Here is a 23,076-nt window from a genome sequence, read left to right as displayed (position 1 = left end):
GGTGAATCGGTGCGGGCAGGCGTGGACAAGGCAACCCCTCCAGACAAGGACACATGGCCGGCATCAAGGGATGCGGCGATCCACCATCCTACGGTCGCGGCGGACGTTCTGAAAGATCCCTTTGAAGGCTCGGGACCGCCGGCGCGGGTCAGGCGGGGGAGACTACGTCCAGCACGACGGCCTCGGGGCGGCACGCGAAGCGGACGGGGGCCTTGGGCGAGGTGCCGATGCCGGCGGACACCTCGAGCGGTACGGTCCTTCCGCCCGAGGACCACTCGGTCAGACCGGAGGCCTGCCAGGTCGGCAGGTCGCAATTGGTGACGAGCGCGCCGTACCCGGGCACGCAGATCTGGCCCCCGTGGGTGTGGCCGGCCAGGATCACGTCAGCGCCGCCGTCGGTCATGGCATCCAGCACCCGGCGGTAGGGCGCGTGGGTGACGCCGATCCGCAGGGAGCGGGCGGGTCCGGGGCCCGCCCCGGGAAAGCCGGGCCACGCGTCCAGGCCCAGGTGCGGGTCGTCGGTGCCGGCGAAGTCCAGGCGGATCCCGTGGAGTACCCGGGAGAAATGCTGGTTGGACAGGTTGAGCCAGCCGCGGGCCTCGAAGGCGTCGAACAGGTCCTCCCACGGCAGCTCGGTCCGGTTCGGGTCCTGCCGGGACGGCCCGGCGAAGTAGCGCAGCGGATTGGCCGGCTTCGGCGCGTAGTAGTCGTTGGAGCCTGGGACGAAGACCCCGGGCACGTCCAGCAGTGGATCCAGGGCCCGGAGCAGCGGCGCCACGGACCCGGCCGCGCCGATGTTGTCCCCGGTGTTGACCACCAGGTCCGGATTCAGGTCGGCCAGGCCGGAGAGCCAGTCGAGCTTGTCCTGCTGGGACGGGATGAGGTGGATGTCCGAGAGGTGCAGGATCCGGAACGGGCGCGCGCCCGGCGGCAGGATGCGCAGCTGTTCGGTGCGCACCGCGAAGTTGCGGGCCTCCACGAGCGCACCCCAGGCCACCATGCCGCCACCGGTGGCGGCCACGGCACCGGTGGCCACCGCCGCCGCCTTCGCGGCCGAGATCAACCGTGCCCGACGCCGGCCGGCGGCCTGGCGCGCGGCCCTCACCGGTGCCTTTCCCATGACGGCCTCAGTCCTCGGTCGAGACGACGGCGTTCGGATCGTAGTACGGCTGGGGGCCGGGGCGTCCGTCCACCCGGATGGTCTCTCCGCCCTCGCGGGAGCCCATGGTCCGGGGATCGGAGGCCGGGCCGTCATAGGCCGTGAACTCGTCCGTGGGGTAGGTCTCGGCCACGTTCCCCATGTAGTCGGCCCACATCGGTCCGGCGATGATGGAGCCCCAGACATCCTCGTACTCCACGCCGCCGATGGTTTCGCCCTCCAGCGAATCCAGGTCCCGGAAGTTGCCGACCCAGGAGGCCGTGGTCAAACCGGTGGTGGTGCCGATGAACCAGGTGGAGGATGAGGAGTTGTTCGTACCGGTCTTGCCGGCGATCGGGAAGGTGATGTCCTGGGCGATGCGCTCCGAGGCAATGGCCTTGAGCGTGTTGTTCAGCTCCGCGACGTGCTGGGTGTCCGCGACCTTCTCGCAGGCCACCGGGGGCACCTGATAGGAGTTGCCGCGGGTGTCCGTCACCTCTGAGATGACGCGGGGCTCACAGTAGTTGCCGTCGTCCGCGAAGGTCGCGTAGGCGGCGGCCATCATCAGGGGCGAGACCTCTTCCGAACCCAGGACGAAGGACGGGTTCAGCGGGTTGATGGTCTCGCCGGTACCGGCGTTCTGGATGCCCACGCGGCCCATCAGGTCCGTGATGCCGCAGAGGTCCTGTGCGTAGGCGGCGGCCACCGTGGCCGTGTTGATGGACCAGTACAGCCCGTAGTCGGCGCGCATCGGCTTGTTCATGTCAGCGATGGCGTTGCGGACGGTCCAGGCCGGGCGGTCCAGCAGCAGGGGAATGGTCCCGGACTGGCCGCAGGAGCCCTGGAACTGGGTCCGGTTCGGGTAGGTGTTGGTCCGGGCGTCGAGCGTGTCCGTCATCGAGTTGCCGGACTCGATCCAGGACAGGAAGGTGAAGGGCTTCATCGTGGAGCCGGCCTGGAAGCCCGCGCCGCCGCCCATGGGCCGGTCCACGCTGAAGTTCAGGGTGGTGTTGGCGTCGCCTTCCGCTGCCGGATCGTAGGTGGTGTTCTGGGCCATCGCCCGGACGTTGCCCGTGCCCGGCTCCACCGTGACGAGGGAGGCGCCCACGGCGTCGTTCTCGCCGAACTCGGTGTACGGGGCGTTCTCCCGCGCGGCGCGCTCCGCCTCCTGCTGCAGGTTGGAGTCCAGGGTGGTGGTGATCTGCAGGCCGCCGCGGTCCAGCAGGCGCTGGCGCGATTCGGCGTCCGGGCCGAAGGCCTCGGACGTCAGGACGGTGCGCTGGACGTAGTCGCAGAAGTAGTTGCCGTAGTCGGCGGACATGCAGCCGGAGGCCAGGGGGGTGACGTCCAGGCCGAGGTCAGAGGCCACGGCCTCGTCGTACTCCGCCTGGGTGATGGCCTCGTTGCCGAGCATGGCCCCGAGCACGGTGTTGCGGCGCTCGGTGGCGCCCTCCGGGTTGTTGACCGGGTTGTAGCCGTTGGGGGACTGCACCATGCCGGCGAGCATGGCCGACTCCGGCACGGTCAGTTCCGCGGCGCTCTTGTTGAAGAAGTAGCGTGCGGCGGCCTCAACGCCGTACACGCGGCCGGAGAAGAGCACGATGTTGAGGTAGCCCTCGAGGATCTCATCCTTGGACATCTCCTTCTCCACGGCCACGGCCAGCTTCATCTCGCGCAGCTTGTCCGCCACGGTCTTGGTGCCGGAGATCGTGGTGCGCTCGTTGTTCAGGTACTGCGCGTTGACCAGCACGTTGTTCACGTACTGCTGCGTGATGGTGGAGGCGCCCTGGGTCGAGTCAGAGGTGGCGTTGTTGATCAGGGCGCGGGTCAGGCCGCGGGCATCCACGCCGCCGTGCTCGTAGAAACGCTCGTCCTCGATCGAGATGATGGCGTCCTGCATGTTCTGGGAGATCTGGTCCAGTTCCACCGGGACGCGGTTCTCGGCGTAGAAGGTGGCCAGCACGTTGCCGTCCTTGTCCAGGATGCGGGAGGGCACCGAGAGCGGCTCCTCCTTCAACTCGGCGGGCAGCTGATCCAGCATCTCCCCGCCGGCGGTGGCCGTGGCCCCACCCACGGCGGCCATCGGCAGCATCAGGCCGGCCGCAAGCACGCCGCACAGCGCACTGACACCGAGGAAGGCGACGATCTTGCCCAGCGTGGTGGCAGTGTCGAAGAAGGGGGACTTGCGATTGGCCATGGGTTCGATTCTACCGGCCGGATCACCCTCCGTGACGGACCTGAAGGAACGGACATTCCTGCGGCTAGGCTGGTTCCATGACAACCTGGGAATACCTCATCACGCCGCTGCCCCTCCACACGCCCAAGCAGGTGCTGGACATGCATGGTTCCGAGGGGTGGGAATTGGTCTCCATCGTCACCGGTCCCGAGGGCGGGTCCGTGGCCTACCTGAAGCGGCCGAAGCAGTGAACGGGCCGGACTCCACCGACGCCGGCACGGCCGGGACCGTCGAGGCGCGTCTGGCCGAGCTCGGCCTGACCCTTCCGCCGGTCGCCGCCCCCGTGGCCGCCTACGTCCCGGCCGTCATCGAGGGAAACCTGGTGCACACCTCCGGCCAGTTGCCGTTCCAGGGCGGCCAGTTGCCGGCCACCGGCAAGGTCGGCGCCGAGGTGGAGCTGGAGGAGGCGGCCGAGCTGGCCGCCCTCTGCGCCGTCAACGCCCTCGCGGCCGTCAAGTCTGTCATCGGGGACCTCGACCGCATCGAACAGGTCGTCAAGGTCGTCGGCTTCGTCTCCTCCGATCCGTCCTTCACCGCCCAACCCCAGGTCATCAACGGCGCCTCGGAGCTACTGGGCCGCGTCTTCGGTGACGCAGGCGTCCACGCCCGCTCCGCCGTCGGGGTGGCCGTGCTGCCGCTGGACTCGCCGGTCGAGGTCGAGATGACCGTCCGGTTCCGCTGACCGCTCCGGCCCCGCGCCCCACCATGGTCCCCTCACCCTCCGAGCCCCGGCCACAGCCGGAACGGTCGTCGGCGTCCCAGCCACCGGCCCGGTTCCCTTCGGCGCCGACTTCTATACCGACCACTGCGCCGACGTCTGTACCGAGTTCTGCGCGGACGGCTCCGCGGACCGGGCTGGCCGTCGGCCATGGCCCGGTGCGCCGCGCCGAACGCGCCCTGGTGCCCCGGCTCTTCGCATTGCCGGAGGACCAGTACGTGGCCGCTCGCAGCTGGTGGGTGCACGGGGAGCGGCGGCCGCGGGCCGCGCGTCGTGCCTCCTCCGTGGCTGTGGTCCGGGACGGTCTGAACGGGGTGGAGACCCTGCTGCGCTACCGTCCCGGGCCCACCCCCCTGGGCTCGGTGGCGTTCCCGGGCGGCTCCCTCGACGCCGCTGATGAGGACGACTGCCCGTGGTTCGGCCCGACCCCGGCCCAGTGGTCCCGAGTGCTTGGGGTGGACGACCACCGCCTGGCCCGCCGGCACCTGACCGGGGCGATCCGTGAACTGTTCGAGGAGACGGGCATCCTGTTGGCCGGGCCGGACGCCCACGGCGTGGTCACGAATCCCGGCGGTGGAGAGTGGATGCAGTCCCGTGTGGCGCTCGACCGTCAGGAACTCTCCCTCCCAGACCTGGTGAACCGCCGCGGCTTCGGTCTGCGCACGGACCTGCTGCGCGCCGTCGGGCGGTGGCACAGCCCGTACTTCTCCCACCGCCGCTTCGATACCCAGTACTTCGCGGTGGCCGTCCCGCACGGACAGGACACCTCCCTGATGGAGGGCAAGGGCGTCTGGTCGGCGTGGGTGCCGGCCCGGTGGCTGGTGGCCGGGCGGGACAGCACCGTGCTGGGCGATGCGATCGGCCAGGAGGAGACCGTGGGCCGACCGTTGGGGCGCCTGACGGTGCCGGCGGTGGAACTGCTGCTCGAGCGGATGGCCGAGGCGGGATCCACGGTGGAGTTCCTCATGGACCTCACCATCCGCGGCGGCGTGCCCGAGTTCACGCCGGAACTGCACGGCAGCCTGGAGGAATCAGTGGCGCCGGGGGCGCCGGGGGCGGAGGGAGAAGACGCCGACGGCGGCGGGTTCAGCCTGTCCGTCGACCTGCCCGGCGGCCGGTGGGCCCGCGCCTGAGCGTGGCTGGAGGACCGCTCGCGTGCCGCTGGAGTGCAGCTGCGGTGCTCTGTGCATCAGAAACGACTCGAGGGGCCGCGATGGCGGCCCCTCGAGGTCAGTCGTTCAGCAGTGTTTCAGCCGGAGTTCGGGTCCGGTTGGAGTGACTAGCGTGAGCGCTGGCGCAGACGCTGCAGGTCCAGCACCACGACCGCACGGTTCTCCAGGCGGATCCAACCGCGCTGGACGAATTCGGCGAGGGCCTTGTTGACGGTCTCGCGGGAGGCGCCGACCAGCTGGGCCAGCTCTTCCTGGGTGAGGTCGTGGGCCACGAGCAGGCCGTCGTTGGCCGGGCGGCCGAAGCGGTCCGCCAGGTCCAGCAGGGCCTTGGCCACCCGGCCGGGCACGTCCGAGAAGACCAGGTCGGCCAGGGACTCGTTGGTCTTGGACAGTCGCTGGGCCAGGGCCCGCAGCAGCTGCATGGAGACCTCGGGAGTGGACTGGATGACCTTCCGCAGGTTGTCATGGCGCAACCCGGCCAGGCGGGCGGCGGAGACGGCCGTGGCCGTGGCCGTGCGCGGGGCGGGGTTGAACAGCGCCATCTCGCCGAAGACCTCACCCGGGCCGAGGATGGCCAAGAGGTTCTCCCGGCCGTCCGGGGCGGTGCGGCCCAGCTTGATCTTGCCGGACATGATGACATACAGCTGATCGCCCTGGTCGCCCTCATGGAAGGCAGAGGCTCCGCGGGAGAGCTCTACCTCGGTCAGCTCGGAGGTCAGTGCAGAAAAGACCTCGTCATCCAAGTTGGTGAACAGCGGGGCCTTGCGCAGTACCTCGAGATCCATGTGTCCTTCGTCCTCACTGTCGACTGGCATGCCGGACATCTGCGACATGCGGGGAGTGTGTGTGATCCATTCTGCCCCATCTGCGGCAATGGTAACGGTAAAGTGGGAGGCTACGCGTATACGGGGGCGGACGCAGGAAGAGAGACTCCTTGTTTTTGGGACTGACCCTGCTGGACTGGGTCCTGATCGTCGTCCTGTTCGTGTTCCTGATGGCCGGCTACCGCCGCGGGTTCCTGGTGACCCTCGGGACCATGGTCGGACTGGCGGCCGGGGCCATCGCCGCGTTCTTCTCCATCCCGCTGGTCTCCGCCTGGATCACCGAGCCCGGTTGGCGCATCCTCGCCATCGTGGCCGCTGCGCTGGTCCTGGTGTTGCTGGGGCAGGGGATCGGTGCCGCCCTGGGGCGCGCCATCCGTCTCCGCATGGCCCTGCCGGCGCTGCGGACGGTGGACCGGCTGGGCGGTGCCGTGGCCAACACCGCCGTGGCCGCGGTGCTGATCTCCCTCGTGGCCTTCTCCGCGTCCTCCATGGGCATGGCGCCGGTGACCTCGGCGATCTCCGAATCCCGGGTCATCACCACGATCAACGACGCGGCACCCGAATCGGCCAAGTCGCTGGTCGCCCGGGTGCGTGCCGCTGTCGCCGGGACCGACGTGGTGCCGGTGCTGCCCGAGCCCGTGACCACGGAGACCCCGGCGGCCGCGGCTTCCACCCCCGCACCGGGACAGGCGCTGCAGGAGGCGCGTGCCTCCGTGGTGCGCATCTCCGGAACCGCCCTGGTCTGCGGGCAGAACCAGACCGGGTCCGGCTTCGCTGTGGCCCCTGATCGAGTGATCACCAACGCCCACGTGGTGTCCGGGCTGACCGAGCCCTCGGTCGAGTCCGCGGGTGGTGCCGTGCACGCCGGTCGGGTGGTGCACTTCGACGCGGCACGGGACGTGGCCGTCATCGCCGTGGACGGGGCAGACCTGCCGGCGCTGGACGTGGGTGCCGAATTGGCGGACCAGGAGGCCGGCTACATCATGGGCTACCCCTCGGGCGGGCCCTTCCAGATGGATCCGGCACTGGTCCAGGCCCGCGGTGAGGTGACCGTCAACAACGTCTACGGCGCCGACCCTGGCCTACTGGACATCTACCAGCTGGAGGCCGACGTCCAGCTGGGCAGCTCCGGTGGTCCACTGCTGACCGCGGACGGTGACGTGGCCGGCATCGTCTTCGCCCGCGCCACCGGGGACATCGAGGTGGGCTACGCCATCACCGGCGAAGAAGCCGAAGAGGCCCTGACGGAGGCCGAGGAGATGGTGGACACCGTGTCCACGGGCCAGTGCATCCAGGGGAACTGAGCCGGACTGTGCCCGGGAACCTCCGGCTGACTAGTATCTACCGGGGTCCACATCGTGCATGAACGGCTTGACTGGTCTAACGTGGTCGCCATCACATTTTCGCACCGCACCGCCGGCCCGCCGCCGCGTCACCCTCAGAACGGCGCCGGACCGAGCGGGCTGGGTTACTGACCGGGAGGACCTCCGTGTCAACGCAGACCGCACTACAACCAGGAGACTTGAGCCGCCGCGAGCAATTCGCCGGCCGCTGGGCCTTCATCTTCGCCGCCATCGGCTCCGCCGTGGGCCTCGGCAACATCTGGCGCTTTCCCTATGTCGCCTACGAGAACGGCGGCGGCGCCTTCATCGTCCCGTATCTGGTCGCCCTGCTGACCGCCGGCATCCCGCTGCTGTTCTTCGACTACGCGATCGGCCACCGGTTCAAGGGCTCGCCGCCCCTGGCCTTCAGGCGCCTGAGCAAGTGGGCCGAGTCCATCGGCTGGTGGCAGGTGCTGATCTGCTTCGTGATCGGCGTCTACTACGCGGCCATCATCGCCTATGCCGCCATGTACACCTGGTTCTCCTTCGGGGAGCGCTGGGGAGACGACCCGGAGGCGTTCTTCTTCGGGGAGTACCTGCAGGTCCCGGAGAGAGTCGCCCCGACCCTGGAGTTCGTCCCCGCGGTCTTCTGGCCCATGCTGGTGGTCTGGGTGATCCTGCTCGTGGTCCTCGGCGCCGGCGTCCAACGTGGCATCGCCATGGCGTCCCTGATCGGCATCCCGGTCCTCTTCATCATGTTCATCGCCCTGGTCATCGTGGCGTTGACGCTGCCGGGCGCGATGGACGGCCTCAATGCCCTGTTCACCCCGAACTGGTCGGTGCTCTCCGACCCACAGGTGTGGATCGCGGCCTACGGTCAGATCTTCTTCTCGCTGTCTGTGGGATTCGGCATCATGATCACCTACGCCTCCTACCTGAAGCGCCGCACCAACCTGACCGGGTCCGGCCTCATGGTCGGCTTCACCAACTCCAGCTTCGAGATCCTCTGCGGCATCGGCGTCTTCTCGGCCCTCGGCTTCATGGCCCAGGCCAACGGAGTGCAGGTGGCAGATGTGGTCAGCAATGGCATCGGCCTGGCGTTCATCGCCTTCCCGACGATCATCTCCGAGGCCCCGCTGGGCGTGCTGATCGGTGTGCTGTTCTTCGCCTCACTGGTGTTCGCCGGCTTCACCTCACTGGTGTCCATCCTCGAGGTCGTCGTCTCGGCGGTGAAGGACAAGCTCGGTTGGAGCCGGTGGACCACGGTCTCCGTGGTGGTCGGCTTCTCCGGGATCGTCTCCCTGCTGCTGTTCAGCACCACCACCGGCATCAACGTCCTGGACGTGACGGATGCCTGGGCCAACAACTTCGGCATCGTCGGCGCGGCGCTCGTCGCGGTGGTCGTGGTGTCGTGGCTGTTGCGGCGGCTGGACGGCATGGTCAGCCACCTGAACGCCGTGTCCTCGTTCCGCGTGGGCCGGATCTACAAGGTCCTCGTGGCCGTGATCCTGCCGATCGTGCTCGCCTACATGTGGGTGTCCGATGTGGTCCTCAAGGCCACGGAGGGCTACGGTGACTTCCCCGCATGGTTCGTGAATACCTTCGGCTGGGGCATGTCGATCGCCCTGATCGTGGTGGCGATCCTTCTGGCCCTGCTGCCCTGGTCGCAGAGATCGGCACTGCACAGCGAGCTGAATGACAACCTCGGCCCGGAGTCCGTCACGGGGGAAGAGGAGTTGGCCGGAGCGGTTCCGGGAGCGCGAGGCGCGCCGACCGGCCACGGCCGTCACGTCGACACTCCGTCGTCTCCACCACGCAACCCGTCCCATCCTGAGCACCCCGAGAAGGGAGTCTGACATGGACCCGATTGCCATCGTGTTCCTGATCATCGCGATCGTGGTGGTGTGGGGCGGCATGGCCGCTTCGCTCATCCACCTGCTGAAGAACCCGGACCACCTCTCCGGCGAAGAGGCTGCGGTCGACCGGAGTTAGTCCGGTCAGCCAGGTCCGCGGTCTGCGACAATCTGCCGCAGACCGGGACGGCTGGTTACAGCAATGGTGCCGGGCCACAGTGATCATCACTGTGGCCCGGCACCATTGCTGTGTCCGGAACTGTTCTCTACTTGTCTACGTGTCTACTTGCGCAGCGACTCCGCGATCTGCTGCATGATCGTGGGATCGGACAGGGTGGATGCATCGCCCGGATCACGGCCTTCGGCCACGTCCTTGAGCAGACGGCGCATGATCTTGCCGGAGCGGGTCTTGGGCAGCTCCGGCACCACCAGGATGTGCTTGGGCTTCGCGATGGCCCCGATCTCGGAGGCCACGTGGGCCCGCAGGTCGGCCTCGGTCTGGACCGGATCGACCGCTCCGTCCGCCTGGGATTCCTCGGTGAGGATCACGAACGCCACCACGGCCTGGCCGGTGGTGGCATCGGTGGCGCCGACCACGGCGGACTCCGCCACGATCGGGTGGGAGACCAGGGCGGACTCGATCTCCGAGGTGGAGAGGCGGTGGCCGGAGATGTTCATGACGTCATCCACACGACCGGTGACCCAGACGTCCCCGTCCTCGTCCCGGCGGGCGCCGTCCCCGGCGAAGTAGATGCCCTCGAACCGGGACCAGTAGGTCTCCTTGAAGCGCTCCGGGTCGCCCCAGATGCCGCGCAGCATGGCCGGCCATGGATCCCGGATCACCAGGAAACCGGCACCGGCACCGTCGAAGGACCGGCCGGCCTCGTCCACCACGTCCACGGTGATCCCCGGGACGGGGGTCTGGGCCGAACCGGGCTTGGTGGCCGTGACACCGGGCAGGGGCGAGATCATGTGGGCACCGGTCTCGGTCTGCCACCAGGTGTCCACGATCGGGGCGGGGTACTCCTTGCGGGCACCCGGGGTGATGGAGCCGTCGTCGTTCTTCGTCCCGGCGCCGGCGTTGCCGCCGATGACCTCCCGGTACCACATCCAGGCCTCGGGGTTGATGGCCTCGCCGACGGATCCGAGCACACGGATCGAGGACAGGTCGAAGGCGTCCGGCACCTGCCGGCCCCACTTCATGCAGGTGCGGATCGCGGTGGGGGCGGTGTACATGATGGTGATGCCGTACTTGGCCACGATCTCCCACCAGCGGCCGGTGTGCGGGAAGTCGGGGGTGCCCTCGTAGATCACCTGGGTGGCGCCGTTGATAAGGGGCGCGTAGGTGACGTAGGAGTGCCCGGTGACCCAGCCGACGTCGGCGGTGCACCAGTACACGTCCGTCTCGGGATGGAGATCGAAGGTGTCCCGGTGGGTGACGGCGGTCTGCACCAGGTAGCCGCCCGTGGTGTGCAGGATGCCCTTCGGCTTCCCGGTGGTGCCGGAGGTGTAGAGGATGTACAGCGGGTGCTCGGAGTCGTGCCAGACCAGCTCGTGCTCGTCCGACTGCTCACCCAGCACGTCGTGCCACCACAGGTCCCGGTCCGCCGTCCACTCCACGTCCTGCTCGTTGCGGCGGACCACGAGGACATGGGCCACGGAATGGCCGGGCTCGGCCAGGGCGGCATCCACCGCCGGCTTGAGCATGGCGGGCTTTCCGCGCCGCCAGGAGCCGTCCGCGGTGACCACGAGCTTGGCCTCGGCATCGTCGATGCGCGAGCGCAGGGCATCGGCGGAGAAGCCGCCGAAGACCACGGAATGGACAGCGCCGATCCGGGCGCAGGCCAGCATGGTGACGACGGTCTCGGTGATCATCGGCATGTAGACCGCCACGCGGTCGCCCTTGGTGACCCCGAGCGACTCGAAGGCGTTGGCGGCCCGCCGGACCTCGGCGGCGAGCTCTGCGTAGGTCCAGGAACGGGAGTCTCCGGGTTCACCCTCGAAGTGGATGGCCACGCGGTCGCCCAACCCGGCCTCCACGTGGCGGTCCAGGGCGTTGTAGGCGGCGTTGGTGGTGCCGCCGACGAACCACTTCGCGAAGGGGGCATCGGACCAGTCCAGCACCTCGGTGAAGTCCTGGTCCCAGTCCAGCACCTCACGCGCCCGATGAGCCCAGTAGCCCAGCCGGTCCGCTGCGGCCTCCTCATAGCGGTCCGCCCCGGCCACGGCCTGTGCGGCGAACTTCGCCGAGGGCGGGAAGCTGCGGTGCTCGTGGGAGAGGGTGTCCATGGTGCCGCCGCCGTCGGCGGATGCGGAGGAGGGGGCCGATTCGTTGGACGCTGGTGTGCTCATGCGTACTCCTTGGTGGCGCGGTCGACGAGGACCACCGTGATGACGCCGGGGTGTAACTGGCGTCACAGGTGGCTTCGTCTTTAGCCTAACGCCACGGCCGACGGTGTGAAGCCGCGCACGTCAAACTGGGGGGACAGGGCCGGGCATGGCTGGTTGAATGGTGCAGAGAGCATCCATAGGGGAACCGGCGAGCACCGTCCGGTCTGGATCAATCGCTGGGGAGTCGCCCGTTCCGGGTGGCACAGGAGGAACCACATGACCATCGCACCGGATTCACCCGCTACCGCACCAGCCGGTGGTCCCAGCTCGGGGCTGAGGCTGTCCAGTTGGGACGTCGGCTTCCTCGCCTCGGGCCTCGTGGTCCTCGCCGGTTCCATCGTCCCCCTGAGTACCTCGCGGTGGGGCCTGAACCTGTGGGGCAGCACCAACCTCTTCTTCCTCGGCATCGGGATCCTGATGCCCCTCGCCGCGGCCGGCTTCATCCTGGCCCGAGCGGCCTCCTCGGGGAAGCCCACCGGCGACGCCGGCCCCCGCCTCGGCTCACTCAGCACCGAACAGTTCGCGCACGTCACGGCCTGGCTGGCGCTGTCCTACTTCTTCATCACGTTCGTCACCACCCTGGACGCCGTCCTGCTCATCGGTCTGGCCGGCGCCTTCGGCCTGCTGGTCACCTCCCCGATGAGATCCCTCATGGCCCCGCTCTTCGCCGGATCCGCCGCCCAGCACGGCACCTTCCGGGCCGGTACCGGGGGCCCGTGGTCGACGCCGGCCGCCTCACCTGCCGCCGGTGGTGCCGGTGCCAGCGGTCCGTGGGCCGGAACCGAGACCGCGGGGGACCGGGGCGCGGAGTTCGGGGAGTCCCCGGCCTACGGTCAGGCGGCCTCGCAGGAGGCCCACGAGGAATACCGGTCCTCGCCGGAGCCTGCTGGATCCCTCGCTCCCGGCTCGGACGATGCTGAGCGGTCTGCGGCCGATATCGAGGACGAACTCGGGATGACGCGCGTGCGCCCGCGGTCCACGGACGAGGCCGCGGCCTCGGCAACCGCCGCGTTCGGAGCACCGGCAACTGCTGAACCGTCAGAACCTGTCGAGCAGTCTCCTTCGTCATCGGTACCCGACGTTCAGCACACGGAACCGATCGATCCGCTGGAATCCGCGCCGCCGGCACCGAGGGGCACTGAACCGGCCGAGTACGAGGCGTTCTGGTTCGCCGTGGGAACGCGCCGGACGGCCGTGAACCCCGAGGACGGCAGCCCGGCCTTCGCGCTCGAGCCCGGCGGCTGGATCCTGGCCCTCGAGGACCGTGGCCACGAGTTCTTCGTGCAGAACACGGACGGGCGCACCGGCGTGCTGGAGGACCTCACGGACATCGAGCGCGCGTGACGGGCAGGAAGTCCGCGCCGGCCGGCGTCGCCAGCGCCGGGGAGAGCACCCTCGCCCTGAAACGCCGTGCCCGGAAGGTCAACCGGGTGCTGGCCGACGCCTATCCCTACGCGGTCGCCGAACTCGATTTCACCAACGCCTTCGAGCTGCTCGTGGCCACCGTGCTCTCGGCCCAGACCACGGATGTGCGGGTCAATGCGACCACTCCGGGGCTGTTCGCACGATTCCCTGATGCCGAGGCCATGGCCCTGGCGGACGAGCGAGAGCTGCAGGAGATCGTTCGGCCCCTGGGCTTCTACCGGAACAAGGCCACCGCCATCCAGGGCCTCTCCCGGGCCCTGGTCGAACGCCACGGCGGGGACGTTCCCGGCACGGTGGACGAACTGGTGAAACTGCCCGGGGTCGGCCGCAAGACGGCCTTCGTGGTCCTGGGCAATGCCTTCGGGGTCCCCGGGCTCACCGTGGACACCCACTTCGGGCGCCTGGCCCGGCGGCTCGGATTCACCGCGCAGCAGGACCCGGTCAAGGTCGAGTACGAGGTCGCCGAGCTCTTCGAGCCGCGCGACTGGACCATGCTCTCCCATCGCCTGGTCTTCCACGGTCGCCGCGTCTGCCACGCCAAGCGCCCCGCCTGCGGGGCCTGCCCCGTCGCCCGCTGGTGCCCCTCCTTCGGGATCGGGGAAACGAATCCGGACGCGGCGGCGTCGTTGCTGAAGTACGAGCTGGCGCCGGGCCGGGAGGAACTGCTGGCCAAGATGCTCGCCGGTTCCACCCGCGCCGAGCTGCGGGCCGAGGGCTACGGTCTGGGGGCATGATGCAGATCGACGGGGCGCTCGCGGACCTACGGTCCCTCGTGGAGCGCTACGGGACCCTTGACCCGGACCTGGCGGCGAGGCGACCGTCTGCCCCGGCCCCGTCCCGGATTCCCGACGACGTCCGGGGCTGGGACTTCGGCCTCACCGTGGTGCCCCCGGCCTCGGCCGAGGAACCCTCGGACTCCGCCGTGCTGGTGCTGTTCGGGGCGCTGGACGGCCAGCCGGCGCACTTCCACGGCACCGCCGTGCCGGAGGACCTGGACCTGCTGCTCACCCAGCGGTCCTTCGCCCTGCGCCACCATCCCGGCCAGGTCGCCTTCCCGGGAGGCCGCCGGGACCCCGGGGACGTGGACTTCAGTGATTGCGCCCTGCGGGAGGCCGAGGAGGAGACGGGCCTGGACCGGAACGGTGTGCGCGTCATCGGAACCCTGCCGCCGGCCCCGCTGACGGTCTCGAACTTCCGGGTGCACCCCGTGCTGGGGTGGTGGGACCGGCCCTCCGACGTCTTCGTGGTGGACGAGGGGGAGGCAGCCCGGGTGTTCCGGGTCCCCGTGGCCGACCTGGTGGACCCCGCCAATCGCATCACCACGTCCCTGTCCCGGGAAGCGGCGGGCGTCACCCGGCGGTTCAGGAGCCCGGCGTTCCTGGTCTCCGGCACCCTCGTGTGGGGCTTCACGGCCATCCTGATCGACCGGATCCTCGATCTGCTGGGGTGGACCCAGGACTGGGACCACGGCCGGATCGTGGACATCACCGATTGGGACGCGTCCATGCCGGTGCCCCGCACTGACCTGTAGGCCGCCGGTTCCTCCACAGGCAGCGGAAGCCGGGCCGGTCCTCCACAGTTGCCGGCCCGCGAGCAGCAGGCCGGGGGCCGGGCGGACAGGCTGGGAGCATGTCCGTCCGAGCATCCTCACCGTTGACCATTCTGTTCGTCGCTCCACCGGATCGGGATGGGCCGGTCCCGCGGGGACTGGTGGGCAGCTCCCCACTCCTGTCCGAACTGCTGTGCACCGAGGTGGCTGCCTGCGCCGCCGCGGTCGGACACCGACTGCGCGTCGTGCCGCGCCGCGAGTGGTCGGCCGCGGCCCAGGCCCGCCGGGCTGCCCCGGCGCCCCCAGCCCTCATCCTCTGGGGGCTCGCCCCGGGGGAGACGGCCGACCCGGAACCGGGGATGGACCGCGGACAGGATCAGCCGGAACCGCCGATAGTGGCCGTCACCCTGGACGGGACCTCCGCGCCTCCCGGTGCCCTCTGCCTGCCCTCTCGGTCTCAGCAGCTCTGCCGGATCCTGGCGCGGACTCGTCCTGCCAATTCTGAGCCACCCGTTCGGGGGCGCGCTGCGGTGGTGGTCCACGATGGCCCGGGCGCCGATGGGGATGAGCACTGGCCCGGGCTGTCCTGGGCGCTGACACTGCTGCTGGGCGGCCCCGGGCGCGGCCTGCTCGTGGATGCCCAAGGCCCCCAGGGGAGTCTGAGTACCCGGCTGCGCGCCCTGGCCCCACCTGCGGATCGCTGCGTGAGCTGGAACGGGATCCAGGACCTGCCGGTTCCCGGGCCCGCCCTGGCCTCACACCTGCCCGGGGCCGGCGGCGTGCGGTGGTGGGGCTGGACCTCATCGAAATCCGCGGCCCGCTCCTGGTTGGACGATGACTGGGTCCAGGTCGCCGTGGAGACGTTCCCCTGGACGGTCGTCGACGTCGGCAAGGACCAGGACCGGGCGCGCGACTGGGCGGAACGGGGAATGGCGCTGCTGGTGTGCACCGATCGCGGACTATCGGCCGGACGGCAGCTTCCGGCCGACGTGCTGCTGCAGGTCACGCCACGTCAGCGGCCGTCGCACGCAGCACGGCACCGGGACATCCGTCGAGGACCAGCCCTGCCGAGGCAATCCGCCGGCTCTGTGCGGGTCGACGCGCAGGATTGGGACGGTACGTCGCTGGCCTCCTGGAATCGGTCGAGTCAGCGCGGGTCCGCCCGAAGGCTGGCCGCGGAGATCGAACTGCGGCTGGACGGAGCCGGGACCGTGGAACCCGGCTGGCCCGTGGCCGGAAGGGCCCTGCGATGAGCCGCGGATGGTCGCCGGAACCACCGCCCGGGGCGGGTCGGCGCCCCGCCACAGGAACCCCGGCGGGACGGCAACGGGCCCGCAGATGGCTCGCCGGTCGCCTCGCAGACCCCGCCCGTCACCAGGACCGTGGTGCTCCGGCCCGGCCCGCGACCGCGCCGCCAGAGCTGGCGGCCGAGGCCGTCCGGCGGCACCTGCCGGTGACCACCCCGCAGGAGGCGTCCACCCAGATGACGGCGCTGACGGACGATCTCATCGGTCTGGGACCACTGGCGGCCCCGGCCCGAGGCCCCGGCGTCACGGACGTCCTGGTGGACGGGTCCGGAACTATCTGGACAGACGGTCTGGACGGTCTCCGGGACACGGGCCAGTGCCTTCCTGCCGACGACGCCCGCCGTCTGGCCGTCCGCCTGCTGGCCCAGGGCGGCCGTCGGCTCGACGAGTGTCAGCCGTTCGGTGACGCCCAGGTCACCGGTGCCCGGGTGCACGCCATCCTGCCGCCGCTGGCCTCGGGCGGAACCCAGATCAGTGTCCGGTTGGCCGCACCGGAGCCACCGCGTCTGGAGGACCTGGCCCGGCGCTGGCCCCACGGGACGCAGTGGCTGGCCGCACTGCGGCAACTGCTGCGCACCCGCGCCAACCTGCTCATCAGCGGGGCCACCGGTTCCGGGAAGACCACCCTGCTCTCCGCGGTGCTCTCGGAGGTCCCCGCGGACGAACGGATCATCACCGTGGAGGACACCCGTGAGCTGCGCCCGCGCCACGGCCATGTGGTCTCGCTGCAGGCGCGTTCCGGCAACTCCGAGGGCGCCGGCACCGTCGAGTTGTCCGAACTCGTCCGGCAGGCGCTGCGGATGCGGCCCGACCGGCTCGTCGTGGGAGAGTGCCGCGGGGCGGAGGTCGCGGACTTCCTGGCCGCCATGAACACCGGCCACCGAGGCGCTGCCGGAACACTGCACGCCAACTCCGCCTCAGACGTCCCGGCCCGGCTGCAGGCGATGGGCGCATTGGCCGGCCTGGGGTCGGAAGCACTCGCGCTGCAGGCCTCCAGTGCGGTGGATGCGGTCCTCCACCTGGAACGGACCGATGCCGGGCGGCACCCCGTGGAGCTGGCCGTCGTGGACCGGGACACCAGCCGGACCGGTACCCTGCGCGTCCTCCCGGCGCTCTCCCTGGTCGGAACCGCCTTGACCGCGGGACCCGGCCAGGGCGTGCTGGACGGTCTGTCCGCAGCCGACATGCACCGGGACACCGGGTTGCGGCGGAGTAGGGGCCGGCATGCGATCGGGGCCTGAACGACGAGGCAGGCGGCGGCGGTGGTCGCGGTGGCTGCGGTGGCTCCCGGGGCAGGTGCGGCGACGGCGTGAGCGCGAGACCGAGGAATTTGTCGCCTTGCTCCGCCGGGCGTCCGCCCTGTTGCAGGCCGGCCGTCGTCCGGAGGGCGTCTGGATGGAACTCTCGGGGCTCTACGAACCGTGCCCGGGCGGACCAGACGGGTCAGGCGGGCCACGGGGGCCCGCCAGTCGGGCGGGATGCTGCCTGCACCACGTTCTCGTCGCGGCTGACCTGGAGATCATGCTCGGCGGCGAGCCGTTCGCCGCCGTGGAGGCACCGGGGCAGGGCCGTCACTGGCGCCAGCTGGATGGATGCCTGGCGGTCTCCCACCACGCCGGGATTCCGCTGGCCGGGCTGCTCGAGCGTCTGGCCGACGCCCTGGAGGAGGGCCAGGACGCGCAGCAGGCGCGGGACTCGGCCGCCGCCGGCCCGCGCTCCACGGCACAGCTGTTGGGCTTCCTGCCCCTCGCCGGGATCGCGATGACGGCCCTGGTCGGGGGGCCGCCCACCGAGTTGCTGGCCGGCCCACTCGGCTGGCTCGTGATCGGCACCGGGGTGGGACTGGCTGTGATCGGCCATCTCTGGACCCGCGCGCTGATCCGCCGGTCGGAGGAGACCACATGACCACGAGCACGCCCGTCCGGCCCGGTGCCTCGGCAGCACCGGACACCCTGGACGCCGCCTTGGCGATGGACCTGGTGGCGGGACTGCTGGAGACGGGGCAGAGTCTCGTCTCCGGTCTCGACCTGCTGGGCACCCATGTTCCCGGGGCGGCGCCGGTCCGGCGGGTGGCCGCCCTGCTGCGGACCGGTGTCGACTGGGATGATGCCTGGTCGGCCCATGAGCCTGAAGCCAGCGACCCTGACCTGCAGGAGCTGGCCGGTGAACTCCGCTTCGCCCACCTCACCGGAGCACCCACGGCTGCCCTGCTGCGGTCCACGGCATCGACGCTCCGCCGCCACCGGAAACGCCGGGCCGAACAACGGGCCGCGGAACTGGGCACCCGGTTGGTCCTGCCCTTGGGGCTCTGCCAGTTGCCCTCGTTCCTCTGCCTGGGTGTGGTCCCTCTCGTCCTGGCCCTGCTGCCCTGACATCCGTCCTGATGTCTGCCCTGACACCCGCCCTGTTGCCTGCATGCGCGAGTTCATTTGGGGGAGGCGGGAGCACCGTCGGGAACCCGGCGCAGTCCTCCACACCGGTCCGAAATGCCCCAGCCATCCAGATCTGCGAGCCTCCGCACCCCACGGGGGAGAACACCGACGCAGGCTGGAAACAGGCGACCATACCGGCCGCCATCACACCAGAGGAGACACCATGACCGCCACACTGCAGCACGAACACCACGCCCAGCGCACGGCCAGCGGAGTCAGCCGGCCTGCTACCGTCAGCACCGCCTTTACCGCCGACTCCGCCCGCCCCGTGCAGGGCCGCCCGGCCTCGACCCCTGACTGGGGTGATGAGACCGGTGCGCAGACCGCCGAGTACGGCATCGTCACGCTCGCCGCCGTCGGGTTTGCCGGTGTCCTGGCCGTCGTCCTCGCGGGGACCGACGTGCAGGGACTGCTGCTGGACATCGTCAAGAACGCCCTCAGCTTCGGCTGAGAACCCTCGACCGGCCCCCGGGCCCCGCCGCTACCCCTCCCGGCGGGGCCCGGTACCCGTTGCAGATCCCGGCCGATCAGGCATGGCCGGCTACGGCCGAATCCTGCCACCCATCCGCACAGCACCCGTCCTGCCCGGGCGACACCCGAAGACTCGAGGAAGCCATGGACCGCCGCCCTCTGACCGAACATCCACCCTTGACCGGATCCACGGGGCGCGGCCGTTCCGCCGATCCTGACCCTCCTGGCCCTCTCGGCCCTCCTGCCGATTCCGGCCGTCCCCTGCGCTCCAAGCACGCCCTGCGGTCCGAGCGCCCCTCCGGGCCCGCCGGTGCCACCGGTACCGAACGGGGATCGGTCACCGCGGAATACGCGGTCATGCTGCCGGCCGCGGCCCTGGTATTGGTGGGCGCCCTGCTCGCCGGTGCCGCGACCCTGCAGCAGGTCCGGCTGGAGGAAGCCGCAGCGGCCTCGGTCCGCGAGCTGGCCCGGGGAGAGAGCGAGGCCGACGTCCTCTCCACCGCTCGGCGCATGGCCGGTGAGGCCACGGAACTCAGCAGCGGCAGGAGCACTGGCTGGGTCGCCGTGACCGTGGCCCACGCCCCTCCAGGGCCCCTGGCGTGGTGGGACGGGTGGGAACTGGAGGCCACGGCCCACGCGCCGGACCAGTGGGCCGTGCCTCCCACGGGCGCACCATGAACCGGACGAGCACACGCCGGCCAGGCGATCAGGGCGCCGGCAGTGTCACCGTGTTGGCCACGGTGTTCCTGACCCTGGCGCTGCTGGGGGCCACCGCGGCGTTGGGCACCGCGGCCACGGCGGCGGCACGAGCCTCCGGAGCCGCGGACCTCGCCGCACTCGCCGCTGCCGACGCCGCCCGTGGACTGGCGCTGGCCGAGCCCTGCGCCCTGGCTGCCCAGACGGCTGATCGTCACGGGGCCACGGTCATCGAGTGCGCTGCCGCCTCAGACGGCACCGTGCTGGTGCGCACCCGTTATGAGTCGCCGCTGCCGTGGCCCTCCGAAGGGGTGGCCCGGGCCGGACCGCCGGCGTCAACGGTGCCGCGGTGAGCGGCCGCCCGCAGCGACCGTGCCTCGGCGATCCGGACGCCCTGCAACACGAACGTCAGCAGGGTTGCGGCCCCGTCCTTGTCCAGCGGGTTGTTGCGGTTGCCGCACTTCGGGGACTGCACACAGGACGGGCAGCCCGAGGAGCAACTGCAGGAGAGCACCGTGTCCAGTGTGGCCTGCAGCCAGGTCGCCGCCTCCGCGAAGCCCCGCTCGGCGAAGCCGGCACCGCCCGGGTGACCGTCGTAGACGAACACGGAGGGCTGGCCGGTGTCCGGGTGCAGGGCCATGGACACCCCGCCGATGTCCCAGCGGTCGTTCGAGGCCACGATGGGCAACAGCCCGATCATCGCGTGTTCGGCCGCGTGCAGGGACCCGGGCAGCCGGTCCATCGTCAGTCCGGCGGCCACGAGCACCTCCGAGGGGCAGTGGAACCAGACGGCCGTGGTGAAGAGGTCCCGGGCGGGCAACTCCAGGGGCTCCTCGCCGAGGACCTCGCCGGAGACCAGGGCCTTGCGCTGGTAGGACACCACCTGGGTGGTGACCTTCACCGGTCCCGTGCACCATTGCAGGTCTCCCGCGTCCACGCGGTGGACGGTGTCCAGGATCTCGATCTCGGTGATGTCACGGGCCTGCGTGAAGAAGTCCGGCCAGGCCCGCGTGACCAGGACGGCGTGGGCGTCCTCGTCGAGGTCCTCCACCAGGTATGTCCGGTCCTGGTGGACGTACACGGCACCGGGGTGGGCCTGGTAGTGGGTCTGCGGGGAACCCATGGAGCCCAGCAGGGCGCCGGTCTCGGTGTCGATGATGTCCACCGGTCCGCCGCCGTCGTCCCGCAGGGACACCAACCCGGCGGCATGTTCGGGATGCGTCCAGAACCAGCCGGCCGGACGGCGCCTCAGGTAGCCCTCCTCGACGAGCTGTTCCACCAGTCCACGGACCTCGTCCGGGTCCCCGAAGTCACCGAGCCCGTCCGGGACCAGGGGAAACTCGGCGGCCGCGGCGCACAGGTGTGGGGCGAGGATGTGCGGGTTGGTCGGGTCCGTGACCGAGTCCTCCACGGCCAGTTCGAAGACGGCCTCCGGATGGTGGACCACGTAGGTGTCCAGGGGATCATCCCCGGCCACGTAGAGCGCCACCGATTCCTGCCCCGATCGCCCGGCGCGTCCCACCTGCTGGAAGAACGACGCGCGGGTGCCCGGCCAGCCGGCCACCAGTACGGCGTCGAGTCCGGCGATGTCGATGCCGAGCTCCAGCGCCGGCGTGGAGGCGACGCCCAGCAACCGGCCGGTACGCAGAGCCGTCTCCACCTCGCGGCGCTCCTCGGGCAGGTATCCGGCCCGGTAGGCCGCCACTCGGGGTGGCAAGGAGGGGTCCACCTCGGCGAGCTCACGTTTGGCGGCGGAGGCCATCGCCTCGGCTCCGCGGCGGGAGCGGATGAAGGCAATCGTCCGGGTGCCGGTGACGGCCAGGTCGGCCATCATCCCGGCGCCCTCGGCCGTGGCGGAACGGCGCACGGGTGCTCCGTTCTCGCCGCGCCGGTCCGTGAGCTCCGGTTCCCAGAAGCCGACCGTGACGGCACCGTGTGGGGAGGCGTCCTCGGTCACGGCCACCGCGTCCGCCCCGATCAGGCGCGAGAAGGACCCGGCGGGGTCCGCACTGGTGGCCGAGGCCCCGATGAACACCGGGCCCGATGTGCCCGGGATCTCGGCCCCGTCACGCCGTCCAGACCGATAATGCGCGCAGACGCGGGCCAGCCGGCGCAGCAGCACGGCCACGTGGGAGCCGAAGACCCCCCGGTACACGTGGGCCTCGTCCACCACCACGAAGCGCAGCCGCCGGAAGAACCGGGACCAGCGTTCGTGGTGCGGCAGGATTCCGACGTGCAGCATGTCCGGGTTCGTCAGCAACACATTCGCGTGTTCGCGAGCCCACTTGCGGTCGGCGATGTCCGTGTCCCCGTCATAGGGGGCCGGCCGCAGCCAGGTGGCGCCGTCCCGGGCCAGGGCGCGCCAGGCGCTGAGTTGGTCGGCCGCGAGCGCCTTCGTGGGGGACAGGTAGAGCACGGTCCCGGTGGGATCGTCGTGCAAGGCGGTGCCGGCGGCGAGTTGGTAGGCGAGGGACTTGCCCGACGCCGTCCCCGTCGCCAACACCACATTGGTCCCGGCGGCCGCGAGGCCGGCCGCCTCGGCCTGGTGCTTCCAGGGGTTCAGGGCCCCGGAGCCACCGAGGGCGTGGATGAGACCATCCGGAGTGCCCGCCGGCCAGGGCACCGTGATGGCCTGCCGTTCGGGCAGGTGCCGGACATGGAGCAGTTGCGGCGGGATGGAACGGCGGCCGAGAGTCCGGCTCAGGGCCTCGGCGTCCCGGGGGTCATCCGTGCGCGGTCCACCGGCTGGCTGCTCGGGCGCGTCTCCAGGCCCGTCTCCGGTGCCGTTCCGGGGGTGTGCCCCGCGGGGGTCCACTCAGCCGGCGTCCGAGTGGGACGGGTTCCCGGTGTCGCCTTCCAGGGCGCCGTAGACGGTGACGTCGGCGAGCTCGGTCCAGCCGAGGTGGCCGTAGAGGGCCTGCCCATCAGCGCTGGCCACGAGGAGGCCTTCCTCGACGTCGTGCTCCAGGGCCAGCGAGGCGAGGTAGCGCATCACCAGCGAACCGAGGCCCTGCCGGCGGAATTCGGGGGAGGTCCAGATCCGGTCGAACACGGCGTATCCGTCCACGGCGGCCACTCGGCCGCGGGCCGCCACTGCGCCCTCACCCTGGGGGTGCTCCTCCGTGCTGGTGATGGTCACGAGGAACCAGTCCGGGTCCTTGCGCTCCACGGTGGCCTCGAACTCCTCGGGCACGATGGGGGCCTCGACGTCCTGGCCTCCCATGTTCACCACCATGAGCTTCTCTCCGGTGGAGAGCGCCTTGAGGGGGACACCGGCCGGCACGGTGGGCGGCGGGCCGACCACGGTCAGCAGCCTTCCGGGGTGGTTCTGGACCTCGGTGGACACCGCCTTGAGCGCGGTCTCGTCCGGGTGGGCCAGGACGTACTCCCAGTCCTGTCCGTCACCGGCCTGGACACCACTGCGCAGGGATGCGTGGACCACGCCGTCATGTTGCACGTCGTAGTTCCGGCAGCGGGACCAACCGGTCACCCAGGTGCTGACCAGCGCGTCATTCAAGGCAGAAGTCATGGGACGAGACTAG

22 protein-coding genes are annotated in these 23,076 nt (G+C 70.6%); 16 read left to right on the top strand and 6 right to left on the bottom strand.

The genetic code is table 11. The features are described from left to right. Positions 1 to 148: 148 nt before the first annotated feature. A complete protein-coding gene (locus tag BOSE125_RS11335) occupies positions 149 to 1,120 on the bottom strand; it encodes a metallophosphoesterase (protein ID WP_159552612.1) in 972 nt (323 codons plus the stop codon). Between the two features lie 7 nt (positions 1,121 to 1,127). Continuing rightward, positions 1,128 to 3,335: a transglycosylase domain-containing protein gene (locus BOSE125_RS11330; RefSeq protein WP_159552610.1), complete on the bottom strand. Its 2,208-nt coding sequence runs from the start codon at positions 3,333 to 3,335 to the stop codon at positions 1,128 to 1,130. Positions 3,336 to 3,412: 77 nt separating this feature from the next. Between BOSE125_RS11330 and BOSE125_RS11325 the strand changes: the two genes are divergently transcribed. The 3 genes from BOSE125_RS11325 to BOSE125_RS11315 all read left to right on the top strand — a co-directional run bounded on the left by BOSE125_RS11325 (position 3,413) and on the right by BOSE125_RS11315 (position 5,225). Beyond that, complete coding sequence (locus BOSE125_RS11325; RefSeq protein WP_188805902.1) at positions 3,413 to 3,565, top strand: hypothetical protein; 153 nt, start codon at positions 3,413 to 3,415, stop codon at positions 3,563 to 3,565. Further along, positions 3,562 to 4,056, top strand: a complete 495-nt coding sequence (locus BOSE125_RS11320; RefSeq protein ID WP_159552608.1) for a RidA family protein — start codon at positions 3,562 to 3,564, stop codon at positions 4,054 to 4,056. The genes BOSE125_RS11325 and BOSE125_RS11320 overlap by 4 nt, the downstream gene beginning before the upstream one ends. A gap of 194 nt (positions 4,057 to 4,250) precedes the next feature. Then, complete coding sequence (locus BOSE125_RS11315) at positions 4,251 to 5,225, top strand: NUDIX hydrolase (RefSeq protein WP_201301189.1); 975 nt, start codon at positions 4,251 to 4,253, stop codon at positions 5,223 to 5,225. A 146-nt stretch (positions 5,226 to 5,371) separates the two neighbouring features. Here BOSE125_RS11315 and BOSE125_RS11310 read toward each other — a convergent pair whose 3' ends face one another. After that, positions 5,372 to 6,049, bottom strand: coding sequence for a Crp/Fnr family transcriptional regulator (locus tag BOSE125_RS11310; RefSeq protein WP_115933361.1), 678 nt, complete (start codon positions 6,047 to 6,049; stop codon positions 5,372 to 5,374). Between the two features lie 149 nt (positions 6,050 to 6,198). Between BOSE125_RS11310 and BOSE125_RS11305 the strand changes: the two genes are divergently transcribed. The 3 genes from BOSE125_RS11305 (at position 6,199) to BOSE125_RS11295 (ending at position 9,402) form a co-directional block, all read left to right on the top strand. After that, positions 6,199 to 7,392 carry a MarP family serine protease gene (locus BOSE125_RS11305; protein WP_159552606.1) on the top strand — a complete coding sequence of 398 codons (1,194 nt, stop codon included), beginning with the start codon at positions 6,199 to 6,201 and terminating at the stop codon, positions 7,390 to 7,392. Between the two features lie 218 nt (positions 7,393 to 7,610). Beyond that, on the top strand, positions 7,611 to 9,266 hold the full coding sequence (locus tag BOSE125_RS11300) for a sodium-dependent transporter (protein ID WP_236557937.1): 1,656 nt from the start codon (positions 7,611 to 7,613) through the stop codon (positions 9,264 to 9,266). A 1-nt stretch (position 9,267) separates the two neighbouring features. Next, entirely contained in the window at positions 9,268 to 9,402 is a 135-nt protein-coding gene (locus tag BOSE125_RS11295; RefSeq protein WP_159552602.1) for a methionine/alanine import family NSS transporter small subunit, read from the top strand. A 143-nt stretch (positions 9,403 to 9,545) separates the two neighbouring features. Here the strand turns inward: BOSE125_RS11295 and acs are convergent, their stop codons facing one another. Then, entirely contained in the window at positions 9,546 to 11,615 is a 2,070-nt protein-coding gene (gene acs, locus BOSE125_RS11290) for an acetate--CoA ligase (protein ID WP_159552600.1), read from the bottom strand. 255 nt (positions 11,616 to 11,870) lie between these two features. Between acs and BOSE125_RS11285 the strand changes: the two genes are divergently transcribed. From BOSE125_RS11285 to BOSE125_RS11240, 10 genes are all read left to right on the top strand, one after another. After that, positions 11,871 to 12,998, top strand: a complete 1,128-nt coding sequence (locus BOSE125_RS11285) for a hypothetical protein (RefSeq protein ID WP_159552598.1) — start codon at positions 11,871 to 11,873, stop codon at positions 12,996 to 12,998. After that, positions 12,995 to 13,813, top strand: a complete 819-nt coding sequence (gene nth / locus BOSE125_RS11280) for an endonuclease III (RefSeq protein WP_159552596.1) — start codon at positions 12,995 to 12,997, stop codon at positions 13,811 to 13,813. Before BOSE125_RS11285 ends, nth begins: the two co-directional genes overlap by 4 nt. Then, entirely contained in the window at positions 13,810 to 14,610 is an 801-nt protein-coding gene (locus BOSE125_RS11275) for a CoA pyrophosphatase (protein ID WP_159552594.1), read from the top strand. The genes nth and BOSE125_RS11275 overlap by 4 nt, the downstream gene beginning before the upstream one ends. 98 nt (positions 14,611 to 14,708) lie before the next feature. After that, positions 14,709 to 15,881, top strand: a complete 1,173-nt coding sequence (locus BOSE125_RS11270; protein WP_159552592.1) for a hypothetical protein — start codon at positions 14,709 to 14,711, stop codon at positions 15,879 to 15,881. Further along, positions 15,878 to 17,176 carry a TadA family conjugal transfer-associated ATPase gene (locus tag BOSE125_RS11265; RefSeq protein ID WP_159552590.1) on the top strand — a complete coding sequence of 433 codons (1,299 nt, stop codon included), beginning with the start codon at positions 15,878 to 15,880 and terminating at the stop codon, positions 17,174 to 17,176. Before BOSE125_RS11270 ends, BOSE125_RS11265 begins: the two co-directional genes overlap by 4 nt. A gap of 97 nt (positions 17,177 to 17,273) precedes the next feature. Then, positions 17,274 to 17,840 (top strand): type II secretion system F family protein, encoded by a 567-nt coding sequence (locus BOSE125_RS11260; protein ID WP_159552588.1) that lies wholly within the window; start codon positions 17,274 to 17,276, stop codon positions 17,838 to 17,840. Then, on the top strand, positions 17,837 to 18,307 hold the full coding sequence (locus BOSE125_RS11255; protein ID WP_159552586.1) for a type II secretion system F family protein: 471 nt from the start codon (positions 17,837 to 17,839) through the stop codon (positions 18,305 to 18,307). The genes BOSE125_RS11260 and BOSE125_RS11255 overlap by 4 nt, the downstream gene beginning before the upstream one ends. Positions 18,308 to 18,530: 223 nt before the next feature. Further along, a complete protein-coding gene (locus BOSE125_RS11250; RefSeq protein ID WP_159552584.1) occupies positions 18,531 to 18,818 on the top strand; it encodes a DUF4244 domain-containing protein in 288 nt (95 codons plus the stop codon). A gap of 164 nt (positions 18,819 to 18,982) precedes the next feature. Further along, positions 18,983 to 19,516 carry a TadE family protein gene (locus tag BOSE125_RS11245; RefSeq protein ID WP_236557930.1) on the top strand — a complete coding sequence of 178 codons (534 nt, stop codon included), beginning with the start codon at positions 18,983 to 18,985 and terminating at the stop codon, positions 19,514 to 19,516. Beyond that, a complete protein-coding gene (locus tag BOSE125_RS11240) occupies positions 19,513 to 19,887 on the top strand; it encodes an Rv3654c family TadE-like protein (protein WP_159552582.1) in 375 nt (124 codons plus the stop codon). The genes BOSE125_RS11245 and BOSE125_RS11240 overlap by 4 nt, the downstream gene beginning before the upstream one ends. On the opposite strand, the gene BOSE125_RS11235 is transcribed toward BOSE125_RS11240, so the two are convergent. Both BOSE125_RS11235 and BOSE125_RS11230 read right to left on the bottom strand, forming a co-directional pair. Beyond that, the gene (locus BOSE125_RS11235) at positions 19,812 to 22,349 is read right to left on the bottom strand and encodes a DEAD/DEAH box helicase (protein ID WP_371300594.1); all 2,538 of its coding nucleotides are present in this window, start codon (positions 22,347 to 22,349) and stop codon (positions 19,812 to 19,814) included. The two genes, BOSE125_RS11240 and BOSE125_RS11235, sit on opposite strands and share 76 nt — an antisense overlap. Then, the gene (locus BOSE125_RS11230) at positions 22,350 to 23,063 is read right to left on the bottom strand and encodes a GNAT family N-acetyltransferase (protein WP_159552580.1); all 714 of its coding nucleotides are present in this window, start codon (positions 23,061 to 23,063) and stop codon (positions 22,350 to 22,352) included. Positions 23,064 to 23,076 lie beyond the last annotated feature (13 nt).

Origin of the sequence: Citricoccus sp. K5, assembly GCF_902506195.1 — a bacterium.
Classification (GTDB): domain Bacteria; phylum Actinomycetota; class Actinomycetes; order Actinomycetales; family Micrococcaceae; genus Citricoccus.
This window is presented reverse-complemented; position numbering and strand designations above follow the sequence as displayed.

Bases quoted from the DNA above. Each gene is read 5' to 3' on its own strand.
- BOSE125_RS11335 (WP_159552612.1), bottom strand. From the start codon at position 1,120: ATGGGAAAGGCACCGGTGAGGGCCGCGCGCCAGGCCGCCGGCCGGCGT.
- BOSE125_RS11330 (WP_159552610.1), bottom strand. From the start codon at position 3,335: ATGGCCAATCGCAAGTCCCCCTTCTTCGACACTGCCACCACGCTGGGC.
- BOSE125_RS11325 (WP_188805902.1), top strand. From the start codon at position 3,413: ATGACAACCTGGGAATACCTCATCACGCCGCTGCCCCTCCACACGCCC.
- BOSE125_RS11310 (WP_115933361.1), bottom strand. From the start codon at position 6,049: ATGGATCTCGAGGTACTGCGCAAGGCCCCGCTGTTCACCAACTTGGAT.
- BOSE125_RS11295 (WP_159552602.1), top strand. From the start codon at position 9,268: ATGGACCCGATTGCCATCGTGTTCCTGATCATCGCGATCGTGGTGGTG.
- acs (WP_159552600.1), bottom strand. From the start codon at position 11,615: ATGAGCACACCAGCGTCCAACGAATCGGCCCCCTCCTCCGCATCCGCC.
- BOSE125_RS11285 (WP_159552598.1), top strand. From the start codon at position 11,871: ATGACCATCGCACCGGATTCACCCGCTACCGCACCAGCCGGTGGTCCC.
- BOSE125_RS11275 (WP_159552594.1), top strand. From the start codon at position 13,810: ATGATGCAGATCGACGGGGCGCTCGCGGACCTACGGTCCCTCGTGGAG.
- BOSE125_RS11270 (WP_159552592.1), top strand. From the start codon at position 14,709: ATGTCCGTCCGAGCATCCTCACCGTTGACCATTCTGTTCGTCGCTCCA.
- BOSE125_RS11265 (WP_159552590.1), top strand. From the start codon at position 15,878: ATGAGCCGCGGATGGTCGCCGGAACCACCGCCCGGGGCGGGTCGGCGC.
- BOSE125_RS11255 (WP_159552586.1), top strand. From the start codon at position 17,837: ATGACCACGAGCACGCCCGTCCGGCCCGGTGCCTCGGCAGCACCGGAC.
- BOSE125_RS11250 (WP_159552584.1), top strand. From the start codon at position 18,531: ATGACCGCCACACTGCAGCACGAACACCACGCCCAGCGCACGGCCAGC.
- BOSE125_RS11245 (WP_236557930.1), top strand. From the start codon at position 18,983: ATGGACCGCCGCCCTCTGACCGAACATCCACCCTTGACCGGATCCACG.
- BOSE125_RS11240 (WP_159552582.1), top strand. From the start codon at position 19,513: ATGAACCGGACGAGCACACGCCGGCCAGGCGATCAGGGCGCCGGCAGT.
- BOSE125_RS11230 (WP_159552580.1), bottom strand. From the start codon at position 23,063: ATGACTTCTGCCTTGAATGACGCGCTGGTCAGCACCTGGGTGACCGGT.